The sequence below is a fragment of the Gordonia sp. w5E2 genome (genome assembly GCF_036540975.1).
Lineage (GTDB): Bacteria > Actinomycetota > Actinomycetes > Mycobacteriales > Mycobacteriaceae > Gordonia > Gordonia jacobaea.
Window position 1 is genome coordinate 69,578 of the sequence record NZ_CP144213.1, and the last position, 18,588, is coordinate 88,165.

The 18,588-nt window shown below is 65.6% G+C and carries 16 protein-coding genes; 15 read left to right on the top strand and 1 reads right to left on the bottom strand.

Translation table 11 applies throughout. From position 1 onward, the window contains the following. The first annotated feature begins 3 nt into the window (after nt 1–3). Both RND64_RS00280 and RND64_RS00285 read left to right on the top strand, forming a co-directional pair. The gene (locus RND64_RS00280) at nt 4–1,425 is read left to right on the top strand and encodes a phytoene desaturase family protein (protein ID WP_049699155.1); all 1,422 of its coding nucleotides are present in this window, start codon (nt 4–6) and stop codon (nt 1,423–1,425) included. After that, nucleotides 1,422–2,717 carry a PucR family transcriptional regulator gene (locus RND64_RS00285; protein WP_049699154.1) on the top strand — a complete coding sequence of 432 codons (1,296 nt, stop codon included), beginning with the start codon at nt 1,422–1,424 and terminating at the stop codon, nt 2,715–2,717. Before RND64_RS00280 ends, RND64_RS00285 begins: the two co-directional genes overlap by 4 nt. A gap of 147 nt (nt 2,718–2,864) precedes the next feature. Here RND64_RS00285 and RND64_RS00290 read toward each other — a convergent pair whose 3' ends face one another. Then, nucleotides 2,865–3,788, bottom strand: a complete 924-nt coding sequence (locus RND64_RS00290) for a phosphatase PAP2 family protein (RefSeq protein ID WP_235434359.1) — start codon at nt 3,786–3,788, stop codon at nt 2,865–2,867. A gap of 285 nt (nt 3,789–4,073) precedes the next feature. Between RND64_RS00290 and RND64_RS00295 the strand changes: the two genes are divergently transcribed. From RND64_RS00295 to RND64_RS00355, 13 genes are all read left to right on the top strand, one after another. Beyond that, nucleotides 4,074–4,457, top strand: a complete 384-nt coding sequence (locus RND64_RS00295) for a cupin domain-containing protein (protein ID WP_049699153.1) — start codon at nt 4,074–4,076, stop codon at nt 4,455–4,457. Between the two features lie 5 nt (nt 4,458–4,462). Next, nucleotides 4,463–5,047 carry a dimethylamine monooxygenase subunit DmmA family protein gene (locus RND64_RS00300; RefSeq protein WP_049699152.1) on the top strand — a complete coding sequence of 195 codons (585 nt, stop codon included), beginning with the start codon at nt 4,463–4,465 and terminating at the stop codon, nt 5,045–5,047. Further along, the gene (locus RND64_RS00305; RefSeq protein ID WP_049699151.1) at nt 5,044–6,045 is read left to right on the top strand and encodes a PDR/VanB family oxidoreductase; all 1,002 of its coding nucleotides are present in this window, start codon (nt 5,044–5,046) and stop codon (nt 6,043–6,045) included. Before RND64_RS00300 ends, RND64_RS00305 begins: the two co-directional genes overlap by 4 nt. Before the next feature lie 23 nt (nt 6,046–6,068). Continuing rightward, on the top strand, nt 6,069–7,640 hold the full coding sequence (locus RND64_RS00310; RefSeq protein ID WP_152930075.1) for a heme-dependent oxidative N-demethylase family protein: 1,572 nt from the start codon (nt 6,069–6,071) through the stop codon (nt 7,638–7,640). Further along, the gene (locus RND64_RS00315; protein ID WP_049699149.1) at nt 7,637–8,635 is read left to right on the top strand and encodes a PDR/VanB family oxidoreductase; all 999 of its coding nucleotides are present in this window, start codon (nt 7,637–7,639) and stop codon (nt 8,633–8,635) included. Before RND64_RS00310 ends, RND64_RS00315 begins: the two co-directional genes overlap by 4 nt. 157 nt (nt 8,636–8,792) lie before the next feature. Beyond that, nucleotides 8,793–9,839 carry a heme-dependent oxidative N-demethylase family protein gene (locus RND64_RS00320; protein WP_049699148.1) on the top strand — a complete coding sequence of 349 codons (1,047 nt, stop codon included), beginning with the start codon at nt 8,793–8,795 and terminating at the stop codon, nt 9,837–9,839. Between the two features lie 169 nt (nt 9,840–10,008). Continuing rightward, nucleotides 10,009–11,388, top strand: a complete 1,380-nt coding sequence (locus RND64_RS00325) for an ammonium transporter (RefSeq protein ID WP_049699147.1) — start codon at nt 10,009–10,011, stop codon at nt 11,386–11,388. 313 nt (nt 11,389–11,701) lie between these two features. Next, a complete protein-coding gene (gene glnT, locus RND64_RS00330) occupies nt 11,702–13,048 on the top strand; it encodes a type III glutamate--ammonia ligase (protein WP_049699146.1) in 1,347 nt (448 codons plus the stop codon). Nucleotides 13,049–13,210: 162 nt separating this feature from the next. After that, entirely contained in the window at nt 13,211–14,107 is an 897-nt protein-coding gene (locus tag RND64_RS00335) for a glutamine amidotransferase (RefSeq protein WP_049699145.1), read from the top strand. Beyond that, nucleotides 14,095–14,826, top strand: coding sequence for a protein glxC (locus RND64_RS00340; protein ID WP_049699144.1), 732 nt, complete (start codon nt 14,095–14,097; stop codon nt 14,824–14,826). Before RND64_RS00335 ends, RND64_RS00340 begins: the two co-directional genes overlap by 13 nt. Nucleotides 14,827–15,100: 274 nt before the next feature. Continuing rightward, entirely contained in the window at nt 15,101–16,435 is a 1,335-nt protein-coding gene (locus tag RND64_RS00345) for an FMN-binding glutamate synthase family protein (RefSeq protein ID WP_049699143.1), read from the top strand. Then, complete coding sequence (locus tag RND64_RS00350; RefSeq protein ID WP_049699142.1) at nt 16,432–17,622, top strand: NAD(P)/FAD-dependent oxidoreductase; 1,191 nt, start codon at nt 16,432–16,434, stop codon at nt 17,620–17,622. The genes RND64_RS00345 and RND64_RS00350 overlap by 4 nt, the downstream gene beginning before the upstream one ends. Before the next feature lie 3 nt (nt 17,623–17,625). After that, a complete protein-coding gene (locus RND64_RS00355) occupies nt 17,626–18,360 on the top strand; it encodes a helix-turn-helix domain-containing protein (protein ID WP_416259128.1) in 735 nt (244 codons plus the stop codon). Nucleotides 18,361–18,588 lie beyond the last annotated feature (228 nt).

Below are 18,588 nucleotides of genomic sequence, written 5' to 3' on the forward strand. Positions count from 1 at the left end.
CCAGTGACCTCAGCGGTCATAGTCGGCGGCGGGCCCAACGGGCTCGCCGCCGCCCTGCACCTTGCTCGCAACGACGTCGACGTCACCGTGCTCGAAGCCGCCGACACCGTCGGCGGTGGCGCGCGGTCGGGAGAGCTGACGCTGCCCGGCGTCATCCACGACCACTGCTCGGCATTCCATCCGCTCGCCGTCGGTTCACCGTTCTGGCGAGACGTCGGACTCGAGCAATACGGACTCGTGTGGCGGTGGCCCGAGATCGATTGCGCCCACCCGCTGGACTCCGGAGACGCAGGCCTGCTCTATCAGTCGATCGACGAGACGGCCGCGGCGCTCGGCGAGGATGGTCGACGCTGGCGCCTGCTCTTCGGTGATGTGGCAAGCGGATTCGACGACCTGTCCGCAGACCTGCTCCGCCCGATCATCAACATCCCTCGACATCCCCTGCGGCTGGCAGCATTCGGGCCGCGTGCGCTATTGCCTGCGTCTGCCGTCGCACGCGTGTTCCGCACACCGCGGGCGCGCGGGCTGTTCGGAGGTATCGCTGCGCACGCGTTCAACCGCCTCGACCGTCCGATGACCGCGTCTCTCGGCATGATGATCGCCGCGAGCGGACATCGCTACGGATGGCCTGTGGCAGAAGGGGGTTCGGGCGCAATCATCGACGCCGCGGTATCGGCGTTGCGCTCGTACGGCGTCAAGATCGAGACCGGGGTCCGGGTCAGCGCCCGCACCGACATCCCCGACGCCGATCTCGTTCTCCTCGACGTCTCACCCGAGCAGGCTCTCGCCATCTACGGCGACGAGATGCCGTCGCGGATCGCGCGGTCGTATCGGCGATACCGCGTCGGATCGTCGGCGTTCAAGGTCGACTACGCGATCGACGGCGACATCCCGTGGACCAACCCGGACTGCGGTCGTGCCGGAACCGTGCACCTCGGCGGCACTTTCGACGAGGTGGCCTCCACCGAAGCCAGTCGCGCCGGCGGTGTCATGGTGCCGAATCCCTTTGTGCTGCTGGGTCAGCAGTACGTCGCCGACCCCACCCGGAGCGCCGGCAACGTCAATCCCGTGTACGCCTACGCCCACGTGCCCAAGGGTTACGAAGGCGACGCCACCGACCTCGTCACGCAGCAGATCGAGCGTTTCGCACCGGGCTTCCGCGATCGGATCCTCGCGACGCGCAGCACAGGAACCCGTCAATTGCACGACTACAACGCCAATTTCGCCTCGGGCGACATCATCGGCGGAGCCAACGACGGGCTACAGATGCTGATGCGACCACGCACAGCACTCGACCCGTACTGGCTCGGCGTCGACGGCGTGTACCTGTGCTCACAGTCGACGCCGCCCGGCGCCGGTGTGCACGGGCTGTGCGGTGTCAACGCCGCCACGTCGGCACTGAAGAGGCTGGGTCGCAAGCGGTGAGTACCTCGATACCGGGCCTGCCCCTGCATGATTCGCAATTGCCGCCGTCCGCCACACCCGAGGTGCGGGCGGCAGTTGCGCAGGTGGGCAAGCGGTTGCGAGAGAACGAGTCCGAGATCGTTCGCTATCTCACGTCGTTGATGACGCGCGATATCGACCAGCTCGACGTCGATCCCGCCCTGGTCGAGATGCTCGAAGCCAGTGTGCACGGCAACGTCTCGACGATCCTGCATGTGCTGAGCAACGATATCCCCGTCGAGCATCTCCAACCGACGACGGCCGCGGTCGAGTACGCGCTACGCCTTGCTCAGCGTGACGTGCCGTCGAACTCATTGGTACGTGCGTACCACATGGGGCAGAACGAGATGCTGCGCATCATCTTCGGCTACGTCGACGAGCTCGATCTCTCCAAGCACGAGAGCCTCGTGGTGATGCGTCGAATCTCCGACGTCGTCTCGCAGTACATCGAGTGGATCACCCTCTACGTGTTCCAGGCCTACGAGGACGAACGTCGACGCTGGATCGGCGCCGAGGGCAACGTCCTGTCCTCGCGTATTCACGAGATCCTTCGCACGCCCGACGTCGACACCGATTCGTTCGAGCGCGAGTCCGGCTATTCCCTCGACCAGCACCACGTCGCGGTCATCATGTGGTCGGCCGACGAGGGCTCGAGAGATCTCGCCGTGCTCGACCGCGCCGCGCGGATGATGGCCACGAGGCTGTTCGCCGAGGGACCACCGCTCATCACCGCGATCGACCGCAGCACCGCCTGGATCTGGCTGCCGCTGGGGCGCAGCGACCGCGTCGTCGAGACGTCCGACGTCGCGCAGCGGGTGACCCTCCCGGCCGGTGTGCGCGTCGCGTTGGGACTCAACGCCTCCGGCATCGCCGGTTTTCGACGCTCCCACGAGCAAGCACTCGCAGCGTGGGGCCTCGCGACGATGCCCGGAAGCCTGGTCGCCGACGTCGTCGGTTTCGGCGACCGAGGAGTGGCCGTGGTGTCGCGGTTGGCCCGCGACCTCGAGTTCACCCGCGCATGGGTTCACGAGGTCCTGGGGTCACTGGCCGAGGACTCACCGAACGCCGCCGCACTCCGCGAGACGGTGTCGGTCTACTTCGCCACCGGCGAGAGTCACCTACACACCGCCGAGAAGCTCAACCTGCACCGCAACACCGTCAAGTACCGCGTCGACAAGGCCATGCGCGACACCCGCACCACCGACCGCCTCGACCTGGCCCTGGCCCTGACCGTGTGCGAGTTCCTCGGCACCGAGGTGCTAGCCCAGGACTGACCGTCGACCGGGCGCTCTATCCCGTCGACCGTGCGCCAAATCCCGTCGACTGGGCGCTGCAGATTGCCGACTGTGCGCGAGATCCTGCCGACTGTGCGCTGCAGACTGCCGACTGTGCGCTCTGTCGCGCCGACTGGGCGTCGAGCGTCAGCCGACGAGGTGGTGGTCGCGGCGCTGCTGGGTCCACGGATCGTCGACGCGGCGCCCCGCGATCCCGGCGCGGTCGCCGGACTTGAACGCGACCAGAATGCCGAGACACACGCCGACGACGCCCGCGACGAGCGCGGCGATGACGACCTGCTCGATTCGTGGGTAGTACACGGCGACGGTGATCGACGCCGCCACGACAGTCAGTAGGCAGACGGCAAACCCGACGACCCGGGGGATGGTCGTCGTGGATCCGCGATGCGGGTCGGGCAACAGCACGGCCGCGCCGACGATGAGCAAGGTCGAGATCGCGACATCGCTCGGGCGGTGCCAACCCGCGGCAACGAGACCGAAGTCGATGATCGCCGCCCAGGTTCCGCCAAGCGCGGCAACCCACGGACGCAGCAGCGGGGGAGCGGCCAGCGTCACCGCGACGACCAGCGCCGCGATCGCGGCAGCGTGCCCACTGGGCGCAGAGTTGTTGGTCTCCTCGATCCAGTCGTGGAAATGCGGGCGGTACGTGCCGTCACGGAGGGCACGGATGAGGACGATGGTGACCGGCGGAAACAGCAGAAGCGTGGCGGTCGTCGCGATCCGTGATCCGACGCCTCGGTGGCCGCGCTCAGACGGCAACACCGCGCCGACAACCACGAGCGAAACGACGATCGCCGCACCGATGACCCAGGTCAACGGATTCGAGACGACGCTCATCGACAGCCAGTAGGGCACCTGCGTCGCTGCCGGTAGTTCACGTCCATATTCCAGTAGCCGCTGATCGATGACCTGTCCCGCCGATGTCCGCACCGCGAAGACGAAGATGCCACCTGCTGCGGCGAAAGCCAGCAGCGCTGCCAACACAGCACTGACCACATACCCGATGGGTCGGCGGCCACGTGTCTGGTGCGCTGCGGACAGAGAACTCACCGGGTCACCGTATCGGCAGAACCTGGGAGAAATCTGGGATGCGGGCATGGCGAGTCGTGGGTGTTGATCAATTCGTGCCTGTGAATGACGGAACGGTCGCGATCGACCGCAGTTTCATATCAGTAGACAAAGTGTCACACAAGTCAACGTCGCCGTCACTCGGCCGAAACACACGGGTTGTCTCATATAAGGGAACGAAGTCCACTCACATGAATCACGCCGAACAGTCGATTAAAACCGGCAAAACGGATTGAACCGATCTTTCCCACCAGGATAGGAGAAACAATGTCGATCGACAGCACGAGCGCACTCGAATTCCGCGTCACCCCAGGTGCCTGGGAGAACCTCCCCAAGATGCCCGACGCCGAGTACCCCGGCACCGAGGGCTTCATCGGCGATGTCTACGAAAACCCGGACGGTAGCGAGATGTGCAGCGGCTACTTCGAACTGCGCCACACCGACTCGCCTCTCTACTACGAGTACGAGTACGACGAGATGAAGGTTGTCCTCGAAGGCGAGTTCCTCCTCGAGAACAAGGAGACCGGACAGAAGACTGTTGCGAAGGCAAAGGACGCCATCTTCTTCCCCAAGGGCTCCAAGATCTACTTCAGCACTCCCGACTACGCGCTCGCGTTCTACGCGGGCCACCGCGATTCGACGCTCCTGTAGATCCGATGTCGCAGCTCGCATACTCGAGCGTTCCGGCCTGGGCGCGCACGCAGGATGTGACCCCGCCGCCGAGCACCGACCTTCCCGACGCCACCGGCCGGGAGTACGTGCTCATCGGTGTGGGCGATCCCGCTGCGCAGCCCATGGCCGGCGCGCCGTCGGCCATCGACCTGGTGCGCGCATGGGCACAGGTGCTGTCTCCTGAAATCCGACGTTCCGTGCTCCTCGGTGATCAAGCTGACACCCTCGCGGGCCAGCTCCGAGAAACACTGCGCGACAGCACTGTTGGTGTCCGCGTCGTGATAGCGGGACCCACAGGCACGTGCCTGCGGTTGCGCGCCACCGCGATCGACGCTGGACTCGAAGACGACGAGATCAGCGTTGTCCCCGTCGGTTCTGGCCCAGTCGACATCTTCTGCTCGCACTGTCGCACCACAACTCGCACCATCGCGGCCATCGACGACGTGATCTCGTGCGACGGCTGTGACCGCGACCTCCTCGTCTACTACCACGTTTCACGACGCACCGGCGCCTTCCTCGGCTTCATGGTCGACGCCGAGACCGCCGAATCCCCAGGAGTCCCGCGATGACAGCACTTGCGGATGCCGACGCCGCGCCCGCGACGCCACAGACAGTGACACCGCCGACCACGTTGACGTTGACGGTGACGTCGATCATCAACAGCGCCAACGGGATACGAACGATCACGCTGGCATACCCGGACGGCTCAGCACTGCCCGGATTTGTTCCCGGGAGTCACCTCGTCGTCGCGGCGGGGAGACATTCCAACGCCTACAGCCTCGTCTCCGACGGTGCGAATCCCACCGAATACACAATCTCGGTGCTCCGCGTCGAAGAGGGAAACGGCGGTTCGCGATGGCTGCACGACGAACTCGCCGAGGGTGATCAACTCGAAGTCCGACCTCCCCGAAGCGCATTCGCGCCCGCAGCCCGCGCCGCAAAGCACCTCCTCGTCGCAGGCGGTATCGGGGTGACACCTATCGTGTCGCACCTTCGCGCTGCAGCGAGGTGGCAGCGGAACGTGCAGGTACTCTACGCATTTCGGCCCGGCTATGCCGCCCACGTCGACGATGTTTCCCGGCTTGCCGGATCGGGAGCGGAACTCTTCACAACACGCGCCGAGTTCTCGACGAGGCTCGCCGCGACACTCGAAGAACAGCCGGTGGGGACGCACCTCTACGTCTGCGGTCCCGCCGGCTTCATCGATCATGTCCTCGACTCCGCTACCGCCGCGGGGTGGCCGTCGTCGCGGCTGCATTCCGAGCGCTTCGGTATCGATGCGTTGGATGCGGGAGATCCCTTCCGGGTCAGGCTCACTCGCAGCGACCGAACTCTCGACGTTCCGTCGGGGACGAGCCTTCTCGAGGCCCTCGAGGCAAACGACATCGCCGTCCCGAACCTCTGCCGACAGGGCGTGTGCGGCGAATGCCGTATCGACCTGTGCGGCGGAGACGAACCCATCCATCGCGACCTGTTCCTCACCGACGACGAAAAGAAGTCGCGCACCGCGATCATGCCCTGTGTCTCGCGCGCAGGCGACGGATGCACCCTGGAGGTACCGCTGTGACAACGGCCCCGGTCCGACGACAGATGACGACCCCAGACCTGGTCTCGGCCTTCCCATTTCCCTTCGTCGACGACATCTATCGGTACAGCACGAACGTCGAACCCGCGAACCAACAGGTGATCACACCAGCCGGCCAGTGGGGAGACTCGGTAGCCGTGATCGACTCCGAGTACCACAGCGAACTCGCTGAACGCGCTGCAGTCCTCGACGCCGACCCGACGCGACGAGCAGTCCTACCGCACATGCGACCTGCCGCCTGGGACGCGCTCATGACCATGCTGCGTGAACTCGCACACGCCTACCCCGACACCATGCACCTCACCTCGCTCGGAGACGACGAATGGCATTGGTGCAACGACCTTCTCGCCGACGAGCGCACCTTCCGCTACGGCGACGAGGCAAGCCTCGGCGACGACCCGCTGCACTACCTCTCGACTCAGGTACAAGAAGACATCGCCCTTCTCGACCAGCGTGATGACCAACTCTTCGTCGATGCGGGCGTCATCACCTTCGCCGCCGACTGGAGCTTCGGATTCGACGTCGGAATGAGCTTCCTCGAGATTCATGGCCCGGTTCCGCGGGTACGCAAGATGGGTGTCATCACGCGTGCACACGAGTTCCTCAAGCGCCTGCAACCGCACGAACCGTACCGCCGCACCAATTGGACTATGACCATCGGACGTCGCCTCGACGTCTCCACGGAGCGCTACCCCGAGTGGGGCCCGGATCGGGAAATGATCCAACATGTCGACGACGCCGAGTTCGGACGTCTCGTGCACCTGCGCGTCGAGGTCCAACACCTCATTCGCCTTCCCGACTCCGGCGCGATCATGTTCGTGATCCGCACCTACCTGTTGCCCCTGGAGGCATTGGCAACCGTCGAACCGTGGCGGGTTCGCGCTGCGGAGGTCTTCGCGGAGCTTCCCGACGACATGGCCGACTACAAGGGCATCATCAAGTACCGCACACGAGCGTCGGAGTGGCTCCGCGCGCACGCAGTACCGCAGCCCTCCGCCGACGACAACATCACGTCCACAACAGAACTCGACAGCGCGCATAGCGTCGCGACGGAACCCGCTCACGGCCTGCCCGACTGGCCGTCGCGACCGCCAGAGGTCGACGCCGCGGGATCGGAATTCCTCATCGTCGCGGCGGGCGCGGCCGACGAGACCGCCCACACCGCACGCGCCTGGGTGCGCACCGCCGAGAGCATCGGCCCGACACGCCTGCTCGTGCTCGATTCGCTGACACACGACGACGACCGAACCACCTTGGTCGACGCCCTGGCCGCAACCCACACGGGCGCACGGATTCTCGTGACCGGCGGCCAGTACGACGTACTGACCGCACTTGCACTCGCACGCGAGTCAGGTGCGATCGCCGACGAACTCTCGGCGTTCGTCACCGACACCACTGATCTTCCGGTGTACTGCGCGCATTGCCGGGGCACATTCCGTGGGGTCGGCGCACCGGGCGGCGTCGTCGAATGTCCGGGTTGCGCACGACGTCTGGAGATCCACGAGCACCACTCGGCGTCCCGCGGCAGCTTCCTTGCCTCGGCCGTCGACGCCAGGGACCTGGAGGCACCGTCATGACGATCACGGCGGCACCCGCACACCTACACGACGGCTATCAGACCGGAACCCGCACGATGCGAGTCGTCGAGGTCCGACCTCTCACCGACGCCATCACGCACTTCCGGTTCGTGCCTATCGACGGCACACTGACCCCGTACCAACCCGGCAGCCACCTCATTGTGCAAGCGGGTGCGACACGTAACGCCTACTCGCTCGTCGACGACGGAATGTATCCCGACTCGTACGGGATCTCCGTGTTGCGCAAGGACACCGGGGGAGGATCGCAGTGGCTGCACACCAACCTCGTCGAGGGTGAACTGATCGAAATCGAAGGTCCGCGACCGATGTTCGCGCCCGTCCTCGACCAACATCGTGCGCTGCTCGTCGCCGGCGGCATCGGCATCACACCGATCCTCTCGCACGCACGTGCCGCAGCACGAGAGGGTCTGCCTGTGGAGGTTGTCTACTCCTACCGGCCGGGGCAGGGCGCACATCTCGACGACCTGCGGGCGCTCGCCGACCACCCCGACGTCACCCTCTACGAGGCGACCAGTGTCGAAGAGACGGTCGCAGTCCTCGCCGAACGTCTTGCTGCCCAACCGCTTGGCACTCACGCCTACGCTTGCGGACCCGCGCCGTTGCTTGACACCTACACGCGGCTGGCCTCCTCGGCAGGCTGGCCGGCGGCGCGAGTCCATCTGGAGCGATTCACCGCACCTGAGCAAGACCCCGGCGATCCCTTCTCGGTGAGCCTGGCCGACGGCACTGCGATCGACGTGCCGCCCGGGGTCTCCCTGCTCGAACGACTCCTCGACAACGGTGTCGACGTCAGCAACATGTGCCGACAGGGGGTCTGCGGCGAATGCCGAATCCCCGTGCGCGCCGGTCAGATAACGCACCGCGACTATGTACTGTCCGACGAGGAGAAGGCAACCGGCGACGCAATGCTCTGCTGCGTCTCACGCGGTGCAGGCGATTTGGTCCTCGACGTCGCCCCCACATCGCCTACCTGATCGAGCCCCCACCGACCGAGCCCCCCCACCGACCGAGCCCCCTACCGCTGATCGAGCTTGTCGAGATCACCCACCCGCCGACCGAGCTACCCCCACCGCTGATCGAGCTTGTCGAGATCACCAGCCCAACCCGCCCAACCGATTTCGAGGTGACCACATGACACTCACCGCAGACCAGTCGCCAGCCCACGCGCCTACCGGCGCGGCGGCCGACTTTCTCGCGCAACCCGTCGACCACCTGTCGAACATCCCGTGGCCGTTCCCCGACGAGCTCGAGGAGTTCAACTACTCCGTCAACGTCGAGCCGGCCCGTACCCCGCGTCGAACACGCGGAGGGGAGTGGGGCCGCAACCTCGTCGACTTGGGCGGAGCCGAGTACGCCTCGATCATGGCTGAGCGCAGGCGAATACTCGACGCCGATCCGTCTCGCGTGCGTATCCGACCCGGCATGGAGATCGCGTGCTGGGATCTGCTGCTGTACTACCTACGCGACCTCGCGCTCGCCTACCCGCAATTCATGCACCTCGATGAACTGGGCTCCGGCCGATTCCATTGGCGCAACGACCTTCTCGGCACCGACGCCGGGTTCACCCTCGGCGACACCTCAACACTGCCCAACGGACCGATGGACTTCCTCGCGCGTGAGGTCCCCGACGATCTTCTGCTCGTCGTCGAACGCGACGGCCGCCTGTACTTCGACGCCGGTGTGGTGACCTTCGCCGCAGCCTGGTCGGTGTCGTTCGACGTCGGCATGGATATGTACGAAATACATTCTCCTGTACCAGGTTTGATCCGCGATGGCATCGTCGCTAGGGCCGAGCAGTTCCTGCGTAGGCTGCCCGCCGATCAGGTCTACCGCCGCGTGAATTGGACCCTCTCGGCGTCGGACTCGCACAAGCTCGACGTCAGCCTCGAAGAGCTTCCCGAGTGGGGGCGCGACATCCCGGCTATGGTACGGGACAAGAACTTCGGTTCGGCCCGCTTGCGCATCGAGCTCGAGCACTTCATTCGACTCCCGATGTCGGGAGCCGTCACTTTCAATATTCGAACGTTCATGGCGTCGCTCGACGATGTGCGACGTATCCCCGAGTGGTCGGCCCAGCTGGCCACCGTCATCGAGACCCTCGACGAGCGCATCGCCGCGTACAAGGGCTTCCTCGACTACCGCGACGACGTCGTCGCATATCTCCGCCAACCCGCCTAACCCGCTGATCGCCCCACCCTTCGCTGATCGACCCACCCTCCGCTCTTCGACCCACCACCGCTGATCGACCCACCACCGCTGATCGAGCTTGTCGAGATCACTAACCCGCTGATCGACCCAACCCTTCGCTGATCGAGCTTGTCGAGATCACCCAACCCGAGGACCTTCCATGGAACAACTTGCCGCCCATGCGGATCTGTCGTGGATGCTTGCCGCATTCGTGTTCGTTCTGCTCATGTTTCCCGGGCTCGCCTTCTATTACGGAGGCATGCTCGGGTCGCGCAATGTGCTCAACATGATGACGATGGTGCTGATCACCCTCGGCATCACCAGCGTGCTCTACGTCGTGTACGGGTATGGACTGGTTTCGGGCCCTTCGGTCAACGGATGGGGGCTGATCGGCAATCCAGCCGACTACATCGGGCTCCTGAACTTCCAGACCGATGACGGCTCCGGGGGAACCCAAGTTCTCTATTACGCAGCGTGGTTCATCCTGTTCGCGGCGATCACCGTGGCGATCGTGGCCAGTGGCGCGGCCGGTCGTATGAAGTTCTCGGCGTGGCTGGTCTTTGTTCCCATCTGGTTGACGCTCGTCTACTTCCCGGTCGCCCACTGGGTATTCAGCGCAGACACCGACGACGCCAAGGGCGGCTTCCTGCTGAACAAGATCGGCATCCACGATTTCGCGGGCGGCACCGCGGTGCACATGAATGCGGGTGTCGCAGCTCTTGCGCTCGCATTTGTGCTCGGCGCGCGCCGCAAGCGCATGGAGCGCCCACACAACGTGCCGATGGTTCTTCTCGGTGGCGGCATCCTGTGGTTCGGCTGGTTCGGTTTCAACGGCAGCTGTGCCCTGGGCGCGACCTTCTTGACCCAGTTCGTCATCCTCAACACGCTGCTGGCCGGTAGCGCTGGCATGATCGGCTTCGCCATCATCGAGAAGATTCGTGAAGGCCACGTGACATCGTTGGGCGTCATCACCGGCGCGATCGCCGGCCTCGTCGGCATCACTCCGTCGGCCAATGCGGTCAATTCGATTGGTGCACTCTGCGTGGGACTGCTCGCGGCAGGCGTCGTCGCATTCCTGATGAGCATCAAGTCGCGCTTCAAGGTCGACGACAGCCTCGACGCCTTCATCGTCCACGGCATCGGCGGCATCGTCGGAACGTTCTGCATCGTGCTCTTCGCAGCGTCCGCCGCACCCGCAGGTCTGACGGGCATCCTGTTCGGCGGCGACTTCGGTCTCCTCTGGCGCGAACTCGCGGGCATCGTGATCACCTGCACGTTCTCGTTCGTGATGACCTGGCTCATCGCGAAGGCGATCGACAAGACGATTGGCCTGCGCGTCGACGCCGAGACCGAGACCCTTGGCCTGGACTCCACCATCCACGCCGAGACCGCCTACGAGATCCCCGCAGCAGGCGTCGGACACGCGCCGGGTGGCTTCTCCGGTCTTCACCCCGAGCGGGCTGCCGAGAACCTCGAGCACGAAATACCCACTGCCACAACTACCCAACCGGCGGGAGCCACGACAGCAACGTCATCCTGAGCAATCCTCGACCGTGAGAACGCCCGTGAGTGCGGAACGACCCGCCAACTCACGGGCGTTCCGCGTCCAGACGGGCCCATGCCCGCCGACCAGGCGTCATTCTCAGCCGACTGGGCGCTTCCTCCCGTCCACCGGGCGCAACATCCTGCCGACTGGGCGCTCCCTCCCGCCGAGCGTGCACCGGCCATCCCGATACCACGACCTCACGCGGGCTTAACGTAACCGCAATACCTCAAGTGTCTACTAGGACTAGACAAAGGTTCATACGAGTAGACATACTGGATTCACTCCCACCCGAACTCCCGGAGCAACCATGACTGACACCCAGACCCTCGCCGAGCTGTGCGAGGCCAGCAACACCAAGTTCATCCTCGCCATGTTCGTCGACCTGCGTGGCAAGCCATGCGCCAAGCTCGTCCCGGTCGAGGCCGTCGACGAACTGGCCACCGACGGAGTCGGTTTCGCCGGTTACGCCGTCGGCGCGATCGGACAGGAGCCCAAAGATCCTGACCTGATGGCCATCCCCGACGTCTCGTCGTTCCTCCCGGTCCCGTTCATCAAGGAGGGGCTGGCCATCGTCCACTGCGATCCCTACGTACTGGGAAAGCCGTGGCCGTTCGCTCCTCGCAACATCCTCAAGTCCCTGATCGCGCAGACCGCCGACGCCGGCTTCGAGCCCTGGGTCGGCGCAGAGGTCGAGTACTTCCTGCTCAAGCGCGACGCCAGCGGCTCGCTGATCACCGCAGACGCGGCCGACGACTCCGACCGACCCTGCTACGACGTCCGCGGCCTCACCCGCATGTACGACCACCTCACCACCGTCTCCACGGCGATGAACCAGCTCGGCTGGAGTAACTACGCCAACGACCACGAAGACGGCAACGGCCAGTTCGAGCAGAACTTCGCCTACTCCGATGCGCTGACCACCGCCGACCGTGTGATCACGCTGCGCTACCTGCTCTCCACGTTCGCGGCCGAGCGCGGCATGGTCGCCACCTTCATGCCCAAGCCCTTCGCCGAACGCACCGGTTCCGGTCTGCACCTTCACCTTTCACTCACCTCGGCAGGAAACCCGGTGTTCCCGAACGCAGCCGACGACGATGAGCGCGGCCTCGGCCTCTCACCACAGGCATACGGATTCGTCGGTGGCATCCTCGAGCACGCCCCAGCCCTGCAGGCTGTGATGGCGCCAACGGTCAACTCCTACAAGCGGACTGGTGCCACCGCAACCCGCTCGGGCGCTTCGTGGGCACCGCGAGTTCCCACCTACGGCGGCAATGACCGAACCCACTACGTACGCATCCCCGACGAGCAGCGCGTGGAACTGCGTGGCGGCGACGGCTCGGCCAACCCGTACCTGGCCATCGCGGCCGCACTCGGCGCGGGACTCGACGGCATCAAGCGCAGCCTCGACCCCGGCGCGCTCGGCACCTGCCCCAAGCACATCTCCTCATTGCCGCTCACTCTGCTGCACGCCGTCGAAGCGCTCGAAGCCGACACGGTTGTCACAGCCACGCTCGACGCCGCCATCCCCGACGAGTGGCCAGCCGACTCACAGACCGTCTCGCAGTACTTCTCGCACCTCAAGCGCGAGGAGTTCTTCGCCTGGCACTCCGCCGTCTCGCCCTGGGAGGTCGACCAGTACCTGACGGCCTTCTAGACCACCCGCCGATCGAGTTCCCCACCGCCGATCGAGCCCCACCCCGCTGATCGAGCCGACCACCGCTGATCGAGCTTGTCGAGATCACCCAAACCGCTGATCGAGCCGACCACCGCTGATCGAGCTTGTCGAGATCACCCCAACCAACGAAAGGTCCATGTCATGTGCGGAATCGTCGGGTTGCACCTGCGCAACCCCGATCTCTACCCCCGTCTCGGGGAACTCCTCTCCGGAATGCTGGGCGAAATGCAAGACCGCGGAGCAGATTCCGCGGGCATCGCCGTCTACGGCAACCCGGACTGGGCGCCCGCCGGGCACGGCTGCGTCTGCCTCCTCGACACCGACGTCGAACCTGCAGACGCCGCAGCCCTTCTCACTTCGACGCTCGGCACACCCGTCGCCGCGCAGAAGGTCGACGAGACGCTGGTCGTGTCGGCCGATCTCGACTCCGCAACCCTCCTCGACGCTGCCCGCTCGGCCTTTCCGACGGCGCTCGTCGCGGGATTCGGCTCCGACCTGACCGTGCTCAAAGGTGTTGGCGCGCCCCGCGATCTTGCACAGAAGTGGGAGCTGGCGGCGGCGTCGGGCTGGCAGGGCGTCGGACACACTCGTATGGCGACGGAATCGGCTGTGACCCCGTCGGGTGCACATCCCTTCGCCGTCGGCCCCGAACAGTGCCTGGTGCACAACGGTTCGTTCTCCAACCACGCGACAATCCGTCGCGAATTGCGCTCTCAGGGCGTCGAATTCGACAGCGAGAACGACACCGAGGTCGGCGCACGCTTCGTCGCTCATCAGCTCGCGCAGGGCAAGGACGTCGAAACGGCGCTGAAGGAAGTGTGTGCAACCTTCGACGGCTTCTACACACTCCTCGTCTCCAACCGCGACTCCTTCGCGGTGGTCCGCGACGCGATCGCCTGCAAGCCCGCAGTCATCGCCGAAACACCCGACTGGGTCGCGATGGCAAGCGAGTATCGCGCTCTCGCACACCTTCCCGGAGTCGACGAGGCTCGCATCTGGGAGCCCGAGCCCGAGGTGGTCTACGCATGGACACGCTGACAGCAACCCCATCCATATCCCCGTCCACGGAGAATCCGATGACCGACCTGTACTTCGATCTCGACACCACACCTCTTCGCGAAGTCAATTCGACTCTGCACGGCGACATTTCGGGCGAGGTGACGATCGACAACCCGCACGGCGCCCACAGCGTTGCGGCAGGCGTGAACGCTCCGGTGAAGATCACGGTCAACGGGCACGTCGGCTACTACGCGGCCGGCATGAACCAGCAGGCCGAGATCATCATCAACGGCAACGCCGGAACCGGTGTCGCCGAGAACATGATGAGCGGAACGGTCGTCGTCAAGGGCAACGCGTCCCAGTCGGCCGGCGCGACCGCCCACGGCGGACTGCTGGTCGTCGAGGGCGACGCCGCGGCCCGTTGCGGCATCTCGATGAAGGGTGTCGACATCGTGGTCGGCGGCAACGTCGGCCACAGCAGCGCATTCATGGCGCAGGCAGGCCGCCTGGTCATCCGCGGCGACGCCGGACACGGACTCGGCGACTCGATCTACGAAACCCGTCTGTACGTGCGAGGTTCCGTCGCATCCCTCGGCGCCGACTGCGTGGCCAAGCCGATGCGCAGTGAGCACCTCGAAGAACTCGCCGGACTCCTCAAGGCTGCCGGCTTCAAGGACGACGACCTGTCCGCGTACACCCGCTACGGCTCCGCCCGCGAGCTCTACCACTTCCACGCCGACAACTCGTCTTCCTACTGACGCCCGCTCACCCCGGCTGGTCGAGCTTGTCGAGACCACCGCCCAATGGCTGGTCGAGCCCGACTCTCGCTGGTCGAGCTTGTCGAGACCACCGCCCAACCGCTGGTCGAGCCCGACTCTCGCTGGTCGAGCAACCCCCGCCGGTCGAGCTTGTCGAGACCACCCACCCCACCGGTCGAGCACCCGCCCCGCTGGTCGAGCACCCGCCCCGCTGGTCGAGCCCCACTCTCGCTGGTCGAGCCCGTCGAGACCACTACCCACAACGGAGAATCCCATGTCCAACCTCAACAACGCGCAGCGCGGTCTGCGCGAGTCGGCGACCTTCGATCGCTCAACCATCGCCGAGATCCAACGCGCCGCGGAGACAGGCGTTTACGACATCCGCGGGTGGGGTGCCAAGCGCAAACTGCCGCACTTCGACGACCTCCTGTTCCTCGGCGCCTCCATGTCGCGCTACCCATTGGAGGGTTACCGCGAGCGCTGCGGCACCGACGTCACGCTCGGCACCCGCAACGCGAAGTACCCGCTGCACCTCGACACCCCGGTCACCATCGCGGGCATGAGCTTCGGCGCGTTATCGGCTGGCGCCAAGGAGGCGCTCGGACGAGGAGCGTCGGAGGTCGGGACGTCGACCACCACGGGCGACGGCGGCATGACCCCCGAGGAGCGCGGGCAGTCGAAGAACCTTGTCTACCAATACCTTCCGTCGCGCTACGGGATGAACCCCGACGACCTGCGCAAGGCCGACGCGATCGAGGTCGTCCTCGGCCAGGGAGCCAAGCCGGGCGGCGGCGGAATGCTGTTGGGACAGAAGATCACCGAGCGAGTGGCCGGGATGCGCACCCTCCCTGTCGGTATCGACCAGCGAAGCGCTTCGCGGCACCCGGACTGGACCGGCCCCGACGATCTCGCGATCAAGATCAACGAACTACGCGAGATCACCGACTGGGAGAAGCCGATCTATGTCAAGGTCGGCGCCACCCGCACCTACTATGACGTCAAGCTCGCGGTGCATTCCGGCGCCGACGTCGTGGTGGTCGACGGCATGCAGGGCGGAACAGCCGCGACCCAGGAAGTCTTCATCGAGCACGTCGGCATCCCCACACTCGCCGCGATTCCCCAAGCGGTGCAGGCACTTCAAGAGCTCGGAGTGCACCGGGAGGTCCAGCTCATCGTCTCCGGCGGCATCCGCAACGGAGCCGACGTCGCGAAGGCCATGGCACTCGGAGCCGACGCCGTGGCGATCGGTACCGCAGCGCTCATCGCATTGGGCGACAACGATCCTCGCTACCAGGACGAGTACGCGGCACTGGGATCGGCCGCAGGCTTCTACGACGACTTCCAGGACGGCAGGGACCCGGCCGGTATCACCACCCAGGATCCGGAGCTCTCCGCGCGCTTCGACCCGATCGCCGGTGGCCGACGACTCGCCAACTTCCTGCGCGTGACCACGATGGAGGCGCAGACCATCGCCCGCGCTTGCGGCAAGGCGCACCTGCATCACCTGGAACCCGAAGACCTGGTGGCGATCTCGATCGAGGCCGCAGCCATGGCGCGTGTTCCTCTCGCGGGCACCAACTGGATTCCCGGGACGGGAGCGGGTCTGTGAGTACCGAAACCGCATCCATCGTCATCATCGGCGGTGGCCTCGAGGGCGTCGCGACGGCATGGGCACTGGCGCAGCGCGGCATCACCGATGTTGTTGTGTGCGAGCGAGATACCGTCGGCGGTGGAATGACGGGCAAGTCGTCGGGCATCGTCCGCTGCCACTACGGTGTCAGTTCGCTCGCGGCCATGGCTGCCATCGGCCTCGAGGTGTTCGAAAAGGCCGAGGAGATCTTCGGCACCGACATCGGCTTCCGACAGACCGGCTACGTGGTCGGGGTCGGAGAGCCCAACGTCGAGAACCTACGGAAAAGCCTGGCGGCCCAGCGCGAGGTCGGAGTGCAGACCGAGGAGATGGATGTCTCCGAGGTGGCAAAGCTCTGGCCCGCAGCCGATCTGGAACCGTTCGCCGCGTTCGGCTGGGAAGAACGCGGTGGCTATGGCGACGCGTATCAGACCGCGCAGGCGTTCGCGGCGTCGGCGAGAGCAGCCGGTGTCCGAATCAAACAGGGCACCAGCGTTTCCGGTCTGCTGACCGACGGAGAGCGTGTCACCGGAGTCGAACTCGCCGACCACTCGACCATCTCCGCCGACACCGTCGTGGTCGCGACAGGTGTCTGGACCAAGCCCTTCCTCGACACGTACGGCATCGACGTTCCGATCACGGTGCACCGCGAGCAGATCGTGATGATCCATCCGGGCATGGAACTCGTTGCGGTGCCGGTGTTCTCGGATCTGGTGTCGTTGCAGTACGTCCGACCCGACGTCCGCGGGGAGATCCTGTTCGGAAACTCAGATCTCGCCGAGCTCGAGGTCGCCAACCCCGACGGCTACCTCAATCGCGCCGACGAGGCATTCCTCGACCTCACCGTCGACAAGGTCGGTACCCGATTCCCGGCGTTCACCGACGCGAGCATCACCAGCAGCTACGCGGGCTGCTACGACGTCACACCCGACTGGAACCCGGTGATCTCCACCGGTCCGCTCGATGGACTCGTCATCGCCGCGGGCTTCAGCGGACACGGCTTCAAGATCTCGCCTGCCGTCGGACGTCTCGTCGCCGACCTCGTCGTTGACGGTCGCAGCAACGATCCGCGCATCCCGGAGTCGAACTTCCGGCTCTCCCGCTTCGACGACGGCGACCTGCTCAAGACCAAATTCCCGTACGTCGGTGCGGGCGAGATGCGGTAGCGGATGTGTGCTCTCCACGGCGGAACACCGACGTCCGCCGGACCCCGGCGTCTACCCCGAGTGAAGTCCGTCTACCGATATGCTGGCGAGGTGACCGACGACGCTCTGATCCGTAACCAGTCGGGGACCGCGCGCGAACGTCCGGTCGATCAACCGGTCGAAGAACTCGAACTCGAATCGGCGATAGCGCACAACGTCCGACGTCTCCGCAGGCAGGAGGGGCTGTCGGTCGGCGACATGGCCGCCAAGGTCGGCATCTCCAAGGCCATGCTCTCCAAGATCGAGAACGCGCAGACGTCCTGCAGCCTGAGCACCTTGGCCGCGCTGGCCACCGCGTTCGACGTCTCGGTGACCTCGCTCTTCCGTGGCGCCGACCTCGAACGGTCCGCCGTGTTCGTCAAGGCGGGGGAGGGCTCGCAGATCGTGCGCGAAGGCTCCCGCGAGGGCCACGAGTACGAGATGCTCGGCTCGCTCCGCGGCGAGCACAAGCGCCTCGAATGCCTGCTGGTGACGCTCACCGAGAAGTCGGTGACGCAGCCGCTGTTCCAGCATCCAGGCACCGAGTTCATCTTCATGCTCGACGGAACGATGGACTACGCGCACTCACGTTCGGTCTACCGACTCAGCCCCGGCGATTCGCTACAACTCGACGGCGAGGGCGCCCACGGGCCGGTCGAACTGGTCGAACTCCCGATCCGGTTCCTCTCGGTCATCGCGTTCCCCGACTCGGCCATCTGACCGCCTAAGCCCGCCGGTCGAGCCACCCGCCGGTCGAGCGACCGTCGCTGGTCGAGCCAACTCCCGCTGGTCGAGCTTGTCGAGACCACCCCACCGCCGGTCGAACCGCCCATCCGCTGGTCGAGCTTGTCGAGACCACCCCACCCGCCGGTCGAGCCGAACCCGCTGGTCGAGCGACCGTCGCTGGTCGAGCTTGTCGAGACCACCCCGCCCGCTTGTCGAGACCAC

What these genes read in the sequence shown, in the direction of transcription:
- RND64_RS00295 (WP_049699153.1), top strand. Translation starts at nt 4,074, where the DNA reads ATGTCGATCGACAGCACGAGCGCACTCGAATTCCGCGTCACCCCAGGT.
- RND64_RS00300 (WP_049699152.1), top strand. Translation starts at nt 4,463, where the DNA reads ATGTCGCAGCTCGCATACTCGAGCGTTCCGGCCTGGGCGCGCACGCAG.
- RND64_RS00305 (WP_049699151.1), top strand. Translation starts at nt 5,044, where the DNA reads ATGACAGCACTTGCGGATGCCGACGCCGCGCCCGCGACGCCACAGACA.
- RND64_RS00310 (WP_152930075.1), top strand. Translation starts at nt 6,069, where the DNA reads ATGACGACCCCAGACCTGGTCTCGGCCTTCCCATTTCCCTTCGTCGAC.
- RND64_RS00315 (WP_049699149.1), top strand. Translation starts at nt 7,637, where the DNA reads ATGACGATCACGGCGGCACCCGCACACCTACACGACGGCTATCAGACC.
- RND64_RS00320 (WP_049699148.1), top strand. Translation starts at nt 8,793, where the DNA reads ATGACACTCACCGCAGACCAGTCGCCAGCCCACGCGCCTACCGGCGCG.
- RND64_RS00325 (WP_049699147.1), top strand. Translation starts at nt 10,009, where the DNA reads ATGGAACAACTTGCCGCCCATGCGGATCTGTCGTGGATGCTTGCCGCA.
- glnT (WP_049699146.1), top strand. Translation starts at nt 11,702, where the DNA reads ATGACTGACACCCAGACCCTCGCCGAGCTGTGCGAGGCCAGCAACACC.
- RND64_RS00335 (WP_049699145.1), top strand. Translation starts at nt 13,211, where the DNA reads ATGTGCGGAATCGTCGGGTTGCACCTGCGCAACCCCGATCTCTACCCC.
- RND64_RS00340 (WP_049699144.1), top strand. Translation starts at nt 14,095, where the DNA reads ATGGACACGCTGACAGCAACCCCATCCATATCCCCGTCCACGGAGAAT.
- RND64_RS00345 (WP_049699143.1), top strand. Translation starts at nt 15,101, where the DNA reads ATGTCCAACCTCAACAACGCGCAGCGCGGTCTGCGCGAGTCGGCGACC.
- RND64_RS00355 (WP_416259128.1), top strand. Translation starts at nt 17,626, where the DNA reads ATGTGTGCTCTCCACGGCGGAACACCGACGTCCGCCGGACCCCGGCGT.